This is a genomic window from Rhodococcus sp. P4_F3_2 (assembly GCF_056401335.1).
Window position 1 is genome coordinate 258,958 of record NZ_JBFUJN010000012.1, and the last position, 15,239, is coordinate 274,196.

Below are 15,239 nucleotides of genomic sequence, written 5' to 3' on the forward strand. Positions count from 1 at the left end.
GAGTCTGCGACTCTGTTCCCGGCCTGGTCGGATGTACCTGTCGGCGATCCACATAGGGTGTTCCTCATGGCCGGAACAGCGACCCCTGCGACCGTACTTCTCGACAAGTCGAAGACACCGCACCGCGTTCACAGCTACGACCACGATCCTCGCGCCGAATCTTTCGGCGACGAGGCGGTCACTGCACTGGCCGAGTTGGTAGGAGTCGAGGCCGCACAGATCTTCAAGACCTTGGTCGTCAAACTCGACACCGGCAAGCTCGCCGTCGCGGTCCTGCCGGTCCCGAACAAGCTCTCGCTCAAAGCCGCAGCCGCTGCCCTCGGTGCGAGCAAAGCCGTCATGGCCGATCGCGCCGAAGCCGAGCGCTCGAGCGGCTACATCTTCGGCGGTATCTCACCGCTCGGCCAACGCAAGAAACTGCCGACCGTGATCGATGCGTCGGCGCTCGACTGGGACCGCATCCTCTGCAGCGCCGGTCGACGCGGGCTCGAGATCGAGCTGGCTCCGACGCACCTCGTGCAGCTGAGTGGCGCGGTCACGGCGCAAATCGCGGCGGGCTGAGTATCCGGTCGCTACGGTCTCACCATGCGACCACACCTGAAAACTCTTGCACTGACCGCTGCAGCGGCAGCCCTCACCGTCTCGCTGACGGCCTGCGGGAGTTCGGACAATGCCGCCAAGGAAGTCACGGTAGTCGGATCAGGGCAGGTCCGCGGAGCTCCGGACATCCTCAATGCCGACATCGGCATCGAGGTGGTTGCCCCGGATGTATCGGGAGCGGTCTCGGAGTCGAATGACAAGGCCCGTCAGATGATCGACGCGATAGTCGCCGCCGGTGTGGCCCCCGAGGACGTACAGACAAGCGATCTGTCCGTCCAGACGCAGTACGACGCCAGCGGCGGACCGTTCGTCGGCGGCAACGTGACCGGCTACCGGGCAACCAACTCGGTACGAATCGTCGTACGCGATCTCGACAGGGCCTCTTCTGTCCTGGACGCCGGCATCGCGGCGGGCGGAAACGCGGCACGGCTCGGCAACGTCGCCTTCGCCATCGACGACGACTCTCAGCTTCTGGCCGACGCTCGCACCCGGGCCTTCGAAGACGCCAAGAACCGTGCCGAGCAGTACGCGGATCTGTCCGGCACGTCGCTCGAAAACGTCGTGACCATCACCGAGGCACACGACACGAGCGGCGGTCAGACCATGCGCGCTCCCGACGCCTCGATGTCCGACATGGTTCTCGCCCCGGGAACCCAGCAGGTCTCGTTCGAGGTGACCGTTACCTGGGCTCTCGGCTGACCACTAGAGCAGGCTGATCTGCTCGCCGGCACGGTCGACGTCCGGCTCGATCAACTCGTGCCCGTTGTTCTTGACACTGTTGACCAGCGGCCGGACTCGATCGACGTCGATCCGCTCGAAGAGGTCCGGCACCGGTTCGAGCAGAGGCGAATCGACGGTGTTGTCGGGATCGAGCCACGCCTCCCAGCGGTCACGAGGCAGGGCGAGGGGCATGCGGTCGTGAACCTGCTCGAGGTGACCGAGAGAGTCGACTGTGACGATCGAGCAGCTCAGGACGGGGCTCGCGTTCTCGACCCTCGGGTCCCGCCAGGCAGACCACACGCCCGCCATGAACAGCCGTGATCCGTCGGCGGGGTGCATGTAGTAAGGAATCTTTGCTGCCTTTTTCCCGCCGGTGGCCTCGGTCTGCCACTCGTACCACCCGTCCATGGGGACCAGGCAACGCTTGAACTTGAAGGCGGTCCGAAACGCCGGCTTCTCCGCCAGCGAGTCGGCGCGGGCGTTGAACAGGACCGGGCCTTTGCCCAGTTCCTTGGTCCACGACGGCACCAATCCCCACCGCATCCGCCGAATCCTCTTGGTCGGATCGCTGTCGGGGTTCTCCCGATCGTGGCGTTCGACGACGGTCAACACCTCGGTCGTGGGGGCCACGTTGTAATCGGCTTCGACGGGCGCCGAGTGGTCCGTCTCGTCGAGCGCATCGAGTTCCACCGCCAGGGTGGCCGGGTCCGCTGTGGTCGCATACCTTCCGCACATGACACCCAGGGTGGCACGGTTTCGACCATTCCCCCACCGATGAGAGAAGATGGACCATGTGAGTCTGAGTCTGTGGAGCGCCCCGAGGGCCCAAGCACCCGTCGATGCAGTGGTGACGCTGCCCGGATCCAAGTCCATCACCAATCGAGCTCTGATTCTTGCCGCACTTGCGGATGGCCCGTCCACGATCACCGGTGCACTTCGCAGCCGTGACGCCGACCTGATGATCGCAGCTCTGCGTGACCTCGGCATCGGCGTCGAGGAAGCCGGCGATCCGACCACGCTTCGCATCACCCCTGGGTCCCTGCGCGGCGGCGAGGTCGACTGCGGCCTGGCCGGCACCGTGATGCGCTTCCTGCCGCCGCTCGCCGCGATGGCCGACGGCATCGTCCGCTTCGACGGCGACGAGCAAGCACGCACCCGCCCCCTCGGCACCATCTTGGAGGCACTGCGCGGTCTCGGCGCTCGGATCGAAGGTGACGCACTCCCGTTCACCGTCACCGGAACCGGATCCCTACGCGGAGGAACGGTCACCATCGACGCATCCGGCTCGTCGCAGTTCGTCTCCGGTCTCCTGCTCTCGGCTGCTGCCTTCGAAGAGGGTGTCACCGTTCACCACGACGGCAAGCCCGTCCCGTCCATGCCACACATCGACATGACCGTCGAGATGCTCCGCCAATCCGGAGTTTCCGTGACGACACCAGCCACGGGCGGAGACGCAGACACGTGGCGGGTGGCACCGGGGCCGGTGCGCGCCGTGGACTGGGCGATCGAACCCGATCTCTCCAACGCCACACCGTTCCTGGCCGCAGCCGCTGTTACCGGCGGAACCGTCAGCGTCCCGATGTGGCCGTCGTCGACGACGCAGCCCGGCGACGCGATCCGCGGGATCCTCGCCTCGATGGGCGCCGACGTCACTCTTGCCGACGGCGTGCTGACCGTTCGCGGCCCGGAGAAACTGCGCGGCATCGACATCGACCTCCACGACGTGGGAGAGCTGACCCCCACCGTCGCGGCCCTGGCCGCTCTCGCCGAGGGCACCTCGCATCTACGAGGTATTGCACACCTGCGCGGGCACGAGACCGACCGTCTGGCCGCCCTCGCCGACGAGATCAACAAGCTCGGCGGTTCCGTCACCGAAACCGACGACGGCCTGACGATCGTTCCCGCGGAACTCCATGGCGGACAATGGCTCTCGTATGCCGACCACCGCATGGCAACAGCCGGCGCCATCATCGGCCTGGTCGTCGACGGCGTCGACGTCGACGATGTCGGAACCACAGCCAAGACACTGCCCGGCTTCGAGAACATGTGGATCGACATGCTCGAGAGTTCGCCGGCGACACCGAAGGCAAGCTTCTGAGTCCGCGGCAGTACGACGAGTCCGACGTCCGGGTACGTCCCGGCCGCGGATCCCGCCCCCGTACGAAGACTCGGCCCGAACATCTCTCGGCCGAATCGGGGATGGTGGTGTCGAAGGATCGTGGCCGTTGGGGTTGCGTCCTCGGCGGCGATCCCGACCGGCTGATCGTCACGATGCGCGCCCGCGAACTTGGCCGCACCCCCATCGTCGTCGGCGATCAGGTGGACATCGTCGGCGATCTGTCCGGCAAAACCGATACCCTCGCCCGCATTGTCCGGGTCTCCGAGCGTTCTACGGTTCTGCGACGGACGGCCGACGACACCGATCCCTTCGAACGCATCGTCGTCGCGAACGCGGAGCAGTTGCTCATCGTCGTAGCACTCGCCGATCCCCCACCGCGCACCGGTTTTGTCGAGCGCGCACTGGTCGCCGCCTACGTGGGTGGCCTGACACCGATCGTCTGCCTGACCAAGAGCGACCTCGAACCACCCGAGGAATTCGCGAGCACATTCGCCGACCTCGACATCCAAGTGGTCGTCGCCGGTCGCGACGATCCCCTGGACGAACTGACGCAGATCCTCGAGCACAAGTTGACCGCCCTGATCGGACATTCCGGCGTCGGAAAGTCGACATTGGTCAATCGCCTTGTCCCCGATGCCAATCGAGCGGTCGGCATCGTATCCGGCGTCGGCAAGGGCCGGCACACATCGACGCAATCGGTGGCACTCCCCCTCGCCGGTGGCGGCTGGGTGATCGACACCCCTGGCATCCGTTCGTTTGGTCTGGCGCACATCTCGCCCGAGAACGTGGTGGCTGCATTCTCGGATCTCGCTGCGGCGATCGAGGATTGCCCGCGCGGATGCACGCACCTCGGGCCGCCGGCAGACCCCGAATGCAAGCTCGACCTGCTGGAGGGCAAATCCGCTCGACGCGTCGTCGCTGTGCGACAACTGCTGGAAGCGATCAAGTCCAACGATCAGTACTGAGCGACACCCCTGCACGACGCCCCAGCGCGAGAACAGCAAAGCGGCCCGGCACCATGTCGAATGGTGTCGGGCCGCTTGTTGCGTCTGGTCAGCGCAGGCGGGAAATCAGCGCAGGCCGAGAAGGCTGCGCAGCTTTCCACTCTTGCGCTTACGTGCGATGGCGCTCTTGAGACCGTTACGACGCCCGGTCACGGGATCGACAGTCGACGTAAGTTCGCCGTCGAACATCCGCTCCGACGCCGTCTCGGGCGCATTGTCGACGGTGTCCTTGAGGTACTTGTTGGGCAGCGACAGCTTGGCGATGGTGCGCCAGGACTTGGCGTACTGCACGGCAAGTGGGCCCGTCGTGTACGGCAGGTCGTACTTGTCCGCGAGCTGACGCACCGTGACCGCGATGTCCTTGTAGCGGTTGCTGGGCAGATCGGGGAACAGGTGATGCTCGATCTGGTAGCTCAGGTTGCCCGTCATGAAGTCCATGAGCGCGCTGCCCTCGATGTTGGCGCTACCGAGCATCTGACGCAGGTACCACTGAGCCTGCGTTTCCTTGTCGATGTCTTCCTTGGTGAACTTCTCGGCACCGTCCGGGAAGTGACCGCAGAAGATGACCGCGTTGGTCCACACGTTCCGCAGGGTGTTGGCGGTGAAGTTGGCCGACAACGTGCTCTTCCACGCCGGGCCGGTGATGGCCGGGTAGATGACGTAGTCGCGCAGGACCTGCTTGCCGATCTTCTCGCCGACCTCGCGGAGCTTGCGCTGGGTCTCTTCCTTGTCGGCGCGGCCCTTGGCCACCTTGCCGAGCTCGAGGTGCTGTGCGGCGATGCCGTACTCGAAGAACAGCGCGAGCAGCGTGTTGTAGACCAGATTGCCGGCGTTGAAGGGCTTCCATCGCTGATCGCGGGTGACGCGCAGGAGTCCGTATCCGACGTCGTCGTCCATTCCGAGGACGTTGGTGTACTTGTGATGCAGGTAGTTGTGGGTCTGCTTCCAGTGCGCAGACGGGCCGGTGACGTCCCACTCCCACGAGGTGGAGTGGATCTCCGGGTCGTTCATCCAGTCCCACTGACCGTGCATCACGTTGTGCCCGAGTTCCATGTTCTCGATGATCTTCGAGAGCGTCAGCAGGCCAACTCCGGCGAGCCACGCCGGACGGCGACGGCTGGCGAAAAGCACTGCGCGGCCGCCGATTTCGAGTGAACGCTGCAGGCGAATGACGTTGCGCACGTAGCGCGCGTCCTTCTCGCCGCGCGACTCCTCGATGTCGCGACGAATCGCGTCGAGTTCGCGGCCGAGCGCCTCGATGTCGGCGTCCGTGAGATGTGCATATTCCTTGACATCTGCAATCGCCATGGAAAGCCTCCTAGCAGTGAGTTAGGCGCAAAGTAGTAAGTGCAGAACGATCATGACTTCGAATCGTTCAGATCAACTGCACCTACTGTAGCGTAACTTACGGCACCGTAGGTTAGGTTTTTCCCGATGTAACCTATATCACTTCCGGCGCTTCGGCATGCGAGAACGCGCCTGCGACTTGAGTGCGGTCAACAATCCGAGGCGCTTGCCGGTGACCGGATCGGTACGCAGGTCCTCGACCATCGCCATGGCTGCGTCCCGGAACCCTGAGTCACGGAACCGTAGTTCCGAGGACGTTTCCGGAGCATTATCCGAGGTCGCAGTCAGCCACTTGTCCGGCAAGGCCAGCTTGTGGATCGTGCGCAGCGCCAGGAGATACTGCTTGAAGAGCGAACCGGTGGTGTACGGGAGATCGAACTTCTCGCACAATGCACGCATCTTCACGGCAATTTCGGGGTAGCGGTTGCTCGGCAGATCAGGGAAGACGTGGTGCTCGATCTGGTAGCTCAGGTTGCCACTCATGAGTCCCATGAGCTTGCCCGAATTGAAGTTCGCGCTACCGAGCATCTGGCGCAGGTACCACTCGTGACGAGTCTCCTGCTCGAATTCGGCAACGGTGAACTTCTCGGCGCCGTCCGGGAAGTGACCACAGAAGATGACGACGTACGCCCACAGGTTGCGCACGAGATTCGCGGTGGCATTGGCCGTCATGGTCGACTTCCACGCCGGCCCCGTCAGCGCGGGGAACAAGATGAAGTCCTTGCCCACCTGACGAAAGATCTTGCGCGCGAAGTCTTTGTTCGCCTGCGAGTTCAGTTGCCCCTTTTCCGCGCCCTCCAACTCCGCTGCCGCCGTGAGGTCGTGCAGCGCGATGCCCCACTCGAACGTGGCCGCCAAGATCACGTTGGCGATCGGCTGGAAGAGGTTGATCGGCTTCCACGGCTCGTCACGCGTCATACGCAGGATCCCGAAACCGAGGTCCTCGTCCATCCCGACGACGTTGGTGTACGTGTGGTGCTGGTAGTTGTGCGCACGCTTCCAGTGCTCGGAAGGACCGGTCTGATCCCACTCCCACGAAACGGAGTGAATCTCGGGATCGTTCATCCAGTCCCATTGCCCGTGCATGACGTTATGCCCGAGCTCCATGTTCTCGATGATCTTCGACAGGCTCAGCAGGGTCGTGCCGACCAGCCATGCCGGTCGGTACCGACTGCCGAACAGCGCGATACGCCCACCGAGTTCCAACGCCCGCTGGACGCGAATGACGCGACGAATGTAGCGGGCGTCCCGGATTCCACGAGAGTCTTCGATGTCGAGTCGAATCTGATCGAGTTCACGTCCGAGAGCTTCGACATCGGCCTCGGTGAGGTGCGAAAACTCTTTGATATCGGTGATGGCCACCGTGGTCCTCCGTGTGCCTAGAAGCTATGCGTCCAGCGTACAGTCGCCGGCGGCAGCGGAGATGCACGTCTGAATCCGCTCGCCCTCCGCGTGCTGTTTTCCCGAGCGTAGGTCGATTGCGTGGCCGGCGACGAGAGGCACGACACACGTCTGGCAGATGCCCATGCGGCAACCGAAGGGCATCAAGGCGCCGGACTGCTCGCCGGCTTCCAGAAGCGTCGTCGCGCCGTCGACGGTGATCGTCTTACCCGACTTCTCGAACGTGACCGTGCCGCCGTCCGCCGAGGCGTCGATGCGTGAAACCGCGAATCGCTCCATATGGAGTCGATCCTCGATGCCTTCCGCCTTCCAGACGTCTTCGAGCTCGTCGAGCAACGGAAGGGGTCCGCACGCCCAGGTGTGGCGCTCACGCCAGTCGGGGCAGACCGTGTCGAGAGAACTGAGTTTGAATTTTCCGTCGCGGCGCGTGAGCTGAACGTGACTCACGAAGTCCTCGTGCTCGGCGTGCAGTGCCGTGAGTTCGTCGGCGAACATCACGTCGGATTCCGTCGGCGCCGAGTGGATGTGCATGACGTCGGGCAATTGACCGCGCCGGTTCATCGTCCGCAACATGCCCATGACCGGAGTGATGCCACTGCCGGCGGTGATGAACAGGATCTTCTCCGGCGGCGGATCCGGCAACGCGAAGTTGCCCGAAGGCGTGGCCAGCCGAACGATGGTTCCCGACGGCACGGCCCCGCTGACGAGGTGGCTCGAGAGAAAGCCCTCTGGCATGGCCTTGACCGCGATGGAAATGCGCTTGTTCTCCCAGTTGGGAGGCGAAGTAAGTGAGTACGACCGCCAATGCCAGCGTCCGTCGATATGCAGACCGATGCCGATGTACTGCCCCGGCTGGTAGTTGAAGTCGAATCCCCACCCCGGCTTGATGACGATGGTCGCCGAATCCGTGGTCTCAGGCCGGACTTCGACGATCTGACCACGCAGCTCGCGGGCGGACCACAACGGATTTGCGAGGTGCAGATAGTCGTCGGGAAGCAATGGTGTGGTCAGCCGCGCCGCCGCACCACGAAGCAGATTGAGCTTCGACCGCGCTGCCGGAACTACCGACGCTGCCGGTGCCTCGATCCAGTCCTTCAGACCCATCAGACCTCCACCTCTCACCTTCCGAACCCACTGCCTACGGTACCGTAGGTTATCAGGTTACGGTACCGTAGGTTACTTCACGGTAAGCACATTCACAGCAGGTCGAGCAAGAACGGCAACTCCTGCGCGGCGTACCACGCCAACTCGTGGTCCTCCGCGTCGCCGAGCGTGAACTCGGCATCAGCATCGCCGAGATCCGCCGCGTCGACTATGCCAGCAGCGCGCTCGATGTCCGATTCTGCCTGTTGGAGGTCGACATGCACAGATGCAACCTGAGCCATCGTCACAGGACCCGCCAATCGAACTACAGAATCGTCGAGATCGGGCCGCAACTTCACATCGGCATCGTCGACGTCGGCGGCAACGACAGCACGCCGGAAGGTGACGTCACCCTCGGTTCCGGCGATCAGCCGCAGCGACGCACGCGCAGCCTCCCCCATGGCGACCTCGGCCAACTCGTCGTCATCGCCCGCCGCGTACGACTCACGCAGAGTCGGGGTGACCGCAAAAGCCGTCCGGCTCATCGGGTCGAACTCCTGATCTGCGACCAACTTCTGCAAAATCTCGACCGTCGCCGGTACGTACACCCTCATGAGACCACCTTCATGCTCGTTCGTCACCGACTCGCATCCGTCAATTCCTCGAGTGACTCGAAGATCAGCGAACGAACGACGTCGACGTCCGACATCGCGTCACGGTCGGCATTCAAACCGTAGTAGACATTTCCGTCGTACGACGTCAGGGCGATGCTGAGTGTCTGATTCTTGAGCAGTGGCGACACCGGATACATCTCCAGCATCCGAGCCCCACCGAGGTAGAGCGGGAACTGTGGCCCTGGCGCATTGGTGATCATCAAGTTGAACATTCGCTGCGACAGACTACTGGCCGCACGGGAGCTCATCGCATGCAGCGTCGCCGGCGCAAACCCGGACATTCGCACCATCGTCTGCGCGGTGACCCGCCGACCCTGACGCGCGAATGCCTCCGTCGCATGCGCCACGTGAGAGAGCCGAACAACCGCGTTGGGTTCACCGACAGGCAGGTCGATGAGGAACGACGAAACATGCCCCGGCGCCTGCGGATCGTCGACGTCGGGACTCTCGGGGCCGTCCGTGTACACCGACATGGGCACCATCGCCCGCACGATGGTCGCCTCGGTCACCGGCTCACCACGCGAGAGCAGCCAGTTCCGCATCGCACCTGCGATGACGGTGAGAATCACGTCATTGATCTCGCACCCGTACCGCGCGCGAATACGTCGATAGTCCTCGAGAGACGTCTTGGCCACCGCAAGGYGTCGATTGCGCGAGATGGTGGCGTTGAGCGGGCTCGACGGGGCCACCTGGGTCGCCGTTCGAACCACTTCCGCGAGTTTCCCGAGTGCACTCACAGCCTCGGTGACGGATGTGGTCACGTCGTTGAACGCTGCACGCGCCCGCGCGATCCCCTCCCCCGGGCTCGTCACGAGATCTGCCATTGCACTGACCAACAAGCTGGTATCGCTCGGTGGCCTGGCGGGCATCCACAATTCTTCGGGGCCTGGCGCTCGATTCTTCTCCGGATCGAAGATCACCTGACTGATCTCTGGAGCCGCCTCGCCGTCCACCAACGACGAATGAGACTTCGTGAAGATGGCAAATCTGTTTCTGCTCAGCCCCTCGACCAGGTACATCTCCCACAACGGCCTCGTGCTGTCGAGGGGTCTCGACGTCAGCCGCGCGATCAGATCCATCAGCTGTTCGTCGGAACCTGGTTTGGGCAGAGCCGATCGGCGTACGTGATAGGTGATGTCGAAATCCGAGTCGTCCACCCAGACGGGGCGGGCCAGGCCGAACGCCACCTCACGCACTCGCTGGCGGTAACGCGGAACCGATCCGAGCCGCTCTTCGACCAGACGAAGCAATTCCTCGTGATCGATCCCGTTTCGCAGTTGCCTGAAGATCCCCAACGAGCCGACATGCATCGGCGTCGTCCCGGCTTCGAGGAAGTAGAAAGCAGCATCCTGAGTCGTCAGTCTGTTCACCATGGCTTCGTGTCCCCTCCTTCGCCGAGATCGAACAGAATCGACAACTCCTCGATGGTCGATTCCGAGCCGACGTGGTGGACCCCGACCATCCCGACTGCCACCGCCGCCCGGACGTTGATTTCGAGATCATCCACGAAAACGAAGTCCTCCGGCTCGACGCCCAAACGACTCGCCGCCAATAGATAGATCTCGGCGTCGGGCTTCGCCATCTCGACATCACCGGACAAGATCACGTCGTCGACCAAGACCCCGTCTCCGAGATCCCGCAACCACTGAGCATTGGCACCGCCGGGATCGTTGCTGACGATTCCCGTCACGATTCCGCGGGCCTTCACCGCGCGCACGACCGCGCTCAAGCCGTCGAGATCCGATCCCGGACCGAACAGCACGCCACCGACATCCAACAGAAGTCCCCGCACGCCATCACCCTAAGTCGCGATGGTGATCACGGCGACATCTCGAGCGTTTCGTGTCATGCTTCTCACCATCGCTCGGGGGAGCGAAGTCCGAGACGACCATCTCGGACGCACGATCATCCGGGGGGATGTCATGGAGCAGGACTGCACAATCATTCTCGAGCCGGCACCACAATTCGAGCCTCACGCGCATACCGTCGCGCTTACGCGGCCGCAGTGCCGACCCGACCGAGCGCAGTGCCGAACCGACCGAATGCTGCGTCGCCCACGAAAGACACCACACAACGGGACGTCGTCCAGTGCCGGTTTCACTCACGTGCTGGAACCGCAGTTGGCGGGTGCCGACATCTTCTGGAACCGATCACTTCGCCTGGTTCTCGAAACCGTCGACCGGCGACGAAATCCGCGGCAACTCAAGGGCGTATTGACGCCGTCCGTCCTGGAAGTTGTTTCGCGACTTTATACTTCGGAATTTTCGGCCCGGAAGCTGGGCGGCGCGGCCGTTCACCGCACCCACGTTCAAGCAGTATCGAAGAGTACCGCCGAAGTCTGTGCGACGTACACACGAGGCACGCAGACATTTGCCGTCGCGGGTCGGATCGACCATACAGACGGAACAGGCTGGACGGTCACCGCACTACACGTGGTGTGACCGTCCAGCCTGCTGAGTACTAACTGCGCTGGTAGCTCAGCTGTACTGAACCTCAGCGCTTGCGCTTGGACTTCGGAGCTCGATTGCTCTTCGACTGCGTCCGTGCTGCTTCACGACGTTCGCGGCGCGAGGCCGCCCCGTCACCGGAGTCGGCGGCCGAGTCACGCGTTGCCTTCGCCTTGCCGTCCTCGTCCGGGCCGGTGTACGTCAATCGCGACGGACCTTCGTCGTCAAGTCCCTTGGCGCGCAACGCCGTCGGGGCAGCAGTTCCGGTTGTCCTGGCTGCGGCTTCCTGCGTCGGGAGCGGCTTGGGCGCCGTGGCGGACGCCGCAGCGGCCGAGCCGGCCGTGACGGAGATTCCGCTCGCGGGCTGCGCCGGAGCTGCCTCGACCTGCAGGTTGAAGAGGAATCCGACGGACTCTTCCTTCAATCCGTCGAGCATGCCGATGAACATGTCGTAACCCTCGCGCTGGTACTCGACCAGCGGATCGCGCTGGGCCATCGCACGCAGACCGATTCCCTCCTTGAGGTAATCCATCTCGTAGAGATGCTCTCGCCACTTGCGGTCCAGGACCGAGAGGAAGACACGACGCTCGAGTTCACGCATACCGTTTTCGCCGGCGATCGCATCGATCTCGGCTTCGCGCTTCTTGTACGCCGCGTGGGCGTCTTCGAGCAAAGCGGTTCGCAGATCGTCACGGCTCAGGTCACTGTTGATGCCTGCGCCGTCCTCCCCTGCCAACGTCTTGTGATCGATGCCGACCGGGTAGAGCGTCTTGAGCGCGGTCCACAGCTGCTCGAGATCCCAGTCCTCGACGTATCCCTCGGCGGTCGCACCGTCGACGTAGGCGGTGACCACGTCAGTGATCATCTGCTCGACCTGGCCCTCCATGTCCTCACCCTCGAGGATCTGGCGGCGCTCCTTGTAGATGACCGTTCGCTGCTGGTTCATGACCTCGTCGTACTTGAGGACATTCTTGCGAATTTCGAAGTTCTGCTGCTCGACCTGAGTCTGAGCGCTCTTGATGGCCTTCGAGACCATCTTGGCTTCGATCGGGACGTCGTCGGGAAGGTTGAGGCGCGTCATGATCGACTCGAGGGCCGAACCGTTGAAGCGACGCATGAGCTCGTCACCGAGCGAAAGGTAGAACCGCGATTCGCCTGGATCACCCTGACGTCCGGAACGACCGCGCAACTGGTTGTCGATACGACGCGATTCGTGACGCTCGGTGCCCAGAACGTACAGGCCGCCGGCGTCGCGGACCTTCTCCGCGTCTGCCTTGACCTCAGCCTTGACCTCGTCCAGGACTGCGTCCCAGGCTGCTTCGTACTCGTCCGGCGTCGTGACCGGATCGAGGCCCTTCTTGCGCAGCGCGATGTCCGCGATGATGTCCGGGTTACCACCGAGAACGACGTCGGTACCACGGCCGGCCATGTTGGTCGCGACGGTGACCGCACCGGAGCGACCGGCCTCGGCGATGATGGTCGCTTCCTTCTCGTGGAACTTCGCATTGAGGACGTTGTGTGCAACGCCGCGCTTGGTGAACTGCTTGGACAGGTACTCCGAGCGCTCGACGCTGGTGGTACCGATCAGGACGGGCTGGCCGTTCTCGTGGCGCTCGACGACATCGTCGACCACCGCGTCGAACTTGGCTTCCTCTGTCTTGTAGATGAGGTCGCCGTTGTCGACTCGGACCATCGGACGGTTGGTCGGGATCGGGATCACACCGAGGGTGTAAGTCTGGTGAAGCTCGGCAGCTTCCGTCTCGGCGGTACCCGTCATGCCCGACAACTTGTCGTACAAACGGAAGTAGTTCTGCAGCGTGATGGTGGCGAGAGTCTGATTCTCAGCCTTGATCTCCACCTTCTCCTTGGCCTCGATCGCCTGGTGCATGCCCTCGTTGTAGCGACGGCCGACCAGCACGCGGCCGGTGAACTCGTCGACGATGATGACCTCACCGTCGCGGACGATGTAGTCCTTGTCCTTGGTGTAGAGCTCCTTGGCCTTGATCGCGTTGTTCAAGTAGCTCACCAGCGGAGAATTCGCGGCTTCGTACAGGTTGTCGATACCGAGCTGGTCCTCGACCAGTTCGACGCCCGCCTCGTGCACACCGATGGTGCGCTTGCGGATGTCGACCTCGTAGTGGACGTCCTTCTTCAGCAGCGGCGCGATGCGAGCGAACTCGCTGTACCACTTGCTGGAGCCGTCGGCCGGGCCCGAGATGATGAGCGGGGTTCGGGCTTCGTCGATGAGGATCGAGTCGACCTCGTCGACGATGGCAAACGCGTGGCCACGCTGGACCAGGTCGTCCAGCGAATGCGTCATGTTGTCGCGCAGGTAGTCGAAGCCGAACTCGTTGTTGGTGCCGTACGTGATGTCGGCTGCGTAGGCGACGCGGCGCTCAGCCGGCGTCATGCCCGAGAGAATCACACTGGTCTCGAGGCCGAGGGCGCGGTGAACGCGACCCATCCACTCGGAGTCACGCTTGGCGAGGTAGTCGTTGGTCGTGACCACATGGACGCCGTCACCGGCGATCGCGTTGAGATAAGCCGGAAGAACCGACGTCAGAGTCTTGCCCTCACCGGTCTTCATCTCGGCGACGTTGCCGAAGTGCAGGGCCGCGCCACCCATGATCTGCACGTGGAAGTGCTTCTGGTTGATCACGCGCCACGACGTCTCACGGGCCACGGAGAATGCCTCGGGCAGCAACTCGTCGAGAGTTTCCCCCGCGGCATAGCGCTCACGGAACTCGGTGGTCTTGGCTTTGAGTTGCTCGTCTGTCAGGCCTTCGACATCGGGCGACAGAGATTCCACATGCTCGGCGATGTGCTTGAGCCGCTTGACCATGCGACCTTCACCAACACGGAGCAGCTTCGATAGCGACAGCGACGGCACAGTCTTCTTCGTCCTCAATCTTCGGCGACAGGGGTCACACACTGAAAATCCGGCCGGGGTCCGAAAACTCCGGCCGGATTCCATGGTAGGCGCTACCGGCGGCGAGCGAGCAAACCCACCACCGATTGGGTCATGTCAGGCGGATCAATCCGTAGTCGAAAGCGTGACGACGGTAGACGACGGACGGCTTGTCCGACTCCTTGTCATGGAAGAGAAAGAAGTCGTGTCCGACCAATTCCATCTCGTACAGAGCGTCGTCGATGGTCATCGGCTCGGCCGGGTGATCCTTCGTGCGGACCACGCGTCCCGGGCCGTCGTACTCGTCCGGCTCTTGGCCGTTCAGCGAAATGTCCGGTGTGACTCCGAGTGAGTCTGCGTCGACGAGGGAGGCGGTTGCCTCCGCGACGGACACCGGTCGCTTGTCGCCGTAATGGACCTTCTTGCGGTCCTTGGTTCGACGGAGGCGACTCTCGAGCTTGTCGATCACCGATTCGAAGGCGGCGTAGAAGCTGTCTGCGGACGCTTCGGCTCGGGCCACCGGGCCTTTACCTCGAGCGGTGATCTCGACGCGCTGGCAACTCTTGGCCTGTCGTCGGTTGCGTTCATGTTGAAGTTCCACGTCGAAGTGGAATATGGAGGGGTCGAAGTGTTCGAGTCGCGCCAGCTTTTCCGAAACGTAGATTCGGAAGTGATCGGGGATCTCGACATTTCGTCCCTTGACTACGACGTCGGATCTCGGAGCTGCGGCATTCTCGGAACGCTCGATGGTGGCGTCCTCGATGAAAAACGAGGCTTGCGAAGGGGTCGTCACTCGTACCTCCCAATTACGGCCCCGCCCCACGGTGGGCGGCGGCAAATTCTGCAAGTACCGAGAGGGGATCCGCCCGGCACCAGTATCGAAGTACCACCTCCTACCAGTATTTTCGGGTGTGCCGCCGACGCTAGTACGTAACG

The 15,239-nt window shown here is 63.1% G+C and carries 14 protein-coding genes; 5 read left to right on the top strand and 9 right to left on the bottom strand.

The features are described from left to right. The first annotated feature begins 66 nt into the window (after nt 1-66). Nucleotides 67-561: a Cys-tRNA(Pro) deacylase gene (ybaK, locus tag AC1DWA_RS15330; RefSeq protein ID WP_355332453.1), complete on the top strand. Its 495-nt coding sequence runs from the start codon at nt 67-69 to the stop codon at nt 559-561. Nucleotides 562-585: 24 nt separating this feature from the next. Beyond that, nucleotides 586-1,299, top strand: a complete 714-nt coding sequence (locus AC1DWA_RS15335) for an SIMPL domain-containing protein (RefSeq protein WP_477846063.1) — start codon at nt 586-588, stop codon at nt 1,297-1,299. Nucleotides 1,300-1,302: 3 nt separating this feature from the next. Here the strand turns inward: AC1DWA_RS15335 and AC1DWA_RS15340 are convergent, their stop codons facing one another. Continuing rightward, entirely contained in the window at nt 1,303-2,055 is a 753-nt protein-coding gene (locus AC1DWA_RS15340; protein WP_355332456.1) for an SOS response-associated peptidase, read from the bottom strand. A 49-nt stretch (nt 2,056-2,104) separates the two neighbouring features. Here AC1DWA_RS15340 and aroA point away from each other — a divergent pair, with 49 nt between their 5' ends. Together aroA and rsgA are read left to right on the top strand one after the other, a co-directional pair. Next, nucleotides 2,105-3,418 (top strand): 3-phosphoshikimate 1-carboxyvinyltransferase, encoded by a 1,314-nt coding sequence (gene aroA / locus AC1DWA_RS15345; RefSeq protein ID WP_397509946.1) that lies wholly within the window; start codon nt 2,105-2,107, stop codon nt 3,416-3,418. Continuing rightward, complete coding sequence (rsgA, locus tag AC1DWA_RS15350; RefSeq protein ID WP_007731200.1) at nt 3,367-4,404, top strand: ribosome small subunit-dependent GTPase A; 1,038 nt, start codon at nt 3,367-3,369, stop codon at nt 4,402-4,404. The genes aroA and rsgA overlap by 52 nt, the downstream gene beginning before the upstream one ends. 105 nt (nt 4,405-4,509) lie before the next feature. Here the strand turns inward: rsgA and AC1DWA_RS15355 are convergent, their stop codons facing one another. From AC1DWA_RS15355 to AC1DWA_RS15380, 6 genes are all read right to left on the bottom strand, one after another. After that, on the bottom strand, nt 4,510-5,751 hold the full coding sequence (locus AC1DWA_RS15355) for a fatty acid desaturase family protein (RefSeq protein WP_019747790.1): 1,242 nt from the start codon (nt 5,749-5,751) through the stop codon (nt 4,510-4,512). A 138-nt stretch (nt 5,752-5,889) separates the two neighbouring features. Beyond that, a complete protein-coding gene (locus AC1DWA_RS15360) occupies nt 5,890-7,152 on the bottom strand; it encodes a fatty acid desaturase family protein (RefSeq protein ID WP_020907111.1) in 1,263 nt (420 codons plus the stop codon). Between the two features lie 24 nt (nt 7,153-7,176). Beyond that, entirely contained in the window at nt 7,177-8,295 is a 1,119-nt protein-coding gene (locus AC1DWA_RS15365; protein WP_003940928.1) for a ferredoxin reductase, read from the bottom strand. 92 nt (nt 8,296-8,387) lie between these two features. Beyond that, a complete protein-coding gene (locus AC1DWA_RS15370) occupies nt 8,388-8,888 on the bottom strand; it encodes a DUF6912 family protein (RefSeq protein WP_070386989.1) in 501 nt (166 codons plus the stop codon). A gap of 23 nt (nt 8,889-8,911) precedes the next feature. Next, nucleotides 8,912-10,321, bottom strand: coding sequence for a WS/DGAT/MGAT family O-acyltransferase (locus tag AC1DWA_RS15375; RefSeq protein WP_477916790.1), 1,410 nt, complete (start codon nt 10,319-10,321; stop codon nt 8,912-8,914). Further along, complete coding sequence (locus tag AC1DWA_RS15380) at nt 10,315-10,740, bottom strand: HAD-IA family hydrolase (RefSeq protein WP_020969221.1); 426 nt, start codon at nt 10,738-10,740, stop codon at nt 10,315-10,317. The genes AC1DWA_RS15375 and AC1DWA_RS15380 overlap by 7 nt, the downstream gene beginning before the upstream one ends. A gap of 55 nt (nt 10,741-10,795) precedes the next feature. On the opposite strand from AC1DWA_RS15380, the gene AC1DWA_RS15385 reads away from it, so the two are divergent. After that, nucleotides 10,796-11,389 carry an Rv3235 family protein gene (locus AC1DWA_RS15385; protein WP_046379867.1) on the top strand — a complete coding sequence of 198 codons (594 nt, stop codon included), beginning with the start codon at nt 10,796-10,798 and terminating at the stop codon, nt 11,387-11,389. Nucleotides 11,390-11,441: 52 nt separating this feature from the next. Here AC1DWA_RS15385 and secA read toward each other — a convergent pair whose 3' ends face one another. Together secA and hpf are read right to left on the bottom strand one after the other, a co-directional pair. Further along, a complete protein-coding gene (gene secA / locus AC1DWA_RS15390; protein WP_046378336.1) occupies nt 11,442-14,285 on the bottom strand; it encodes a preprotein translocase subunit SecA in 2,844 nt (947 codons plus the stop codon). Between the two features lie 130 nt (nt 14,286-14,415). Next, on the bottom strand, nt 14,416-15,096 hold the full coding sequence (hpf, locus tag AC1DWA_RS15395; RefSeq protein WP_003940893.1) for a ribosome hibernation-promoting factor, HPF/YfiA family: 681 nt from the start codon (nt 15,094-15,096) through the stop codon (nt 14,416-14,418). Nucleotides 15,097-15,239 lie beyond the last annotated feature (143 nt).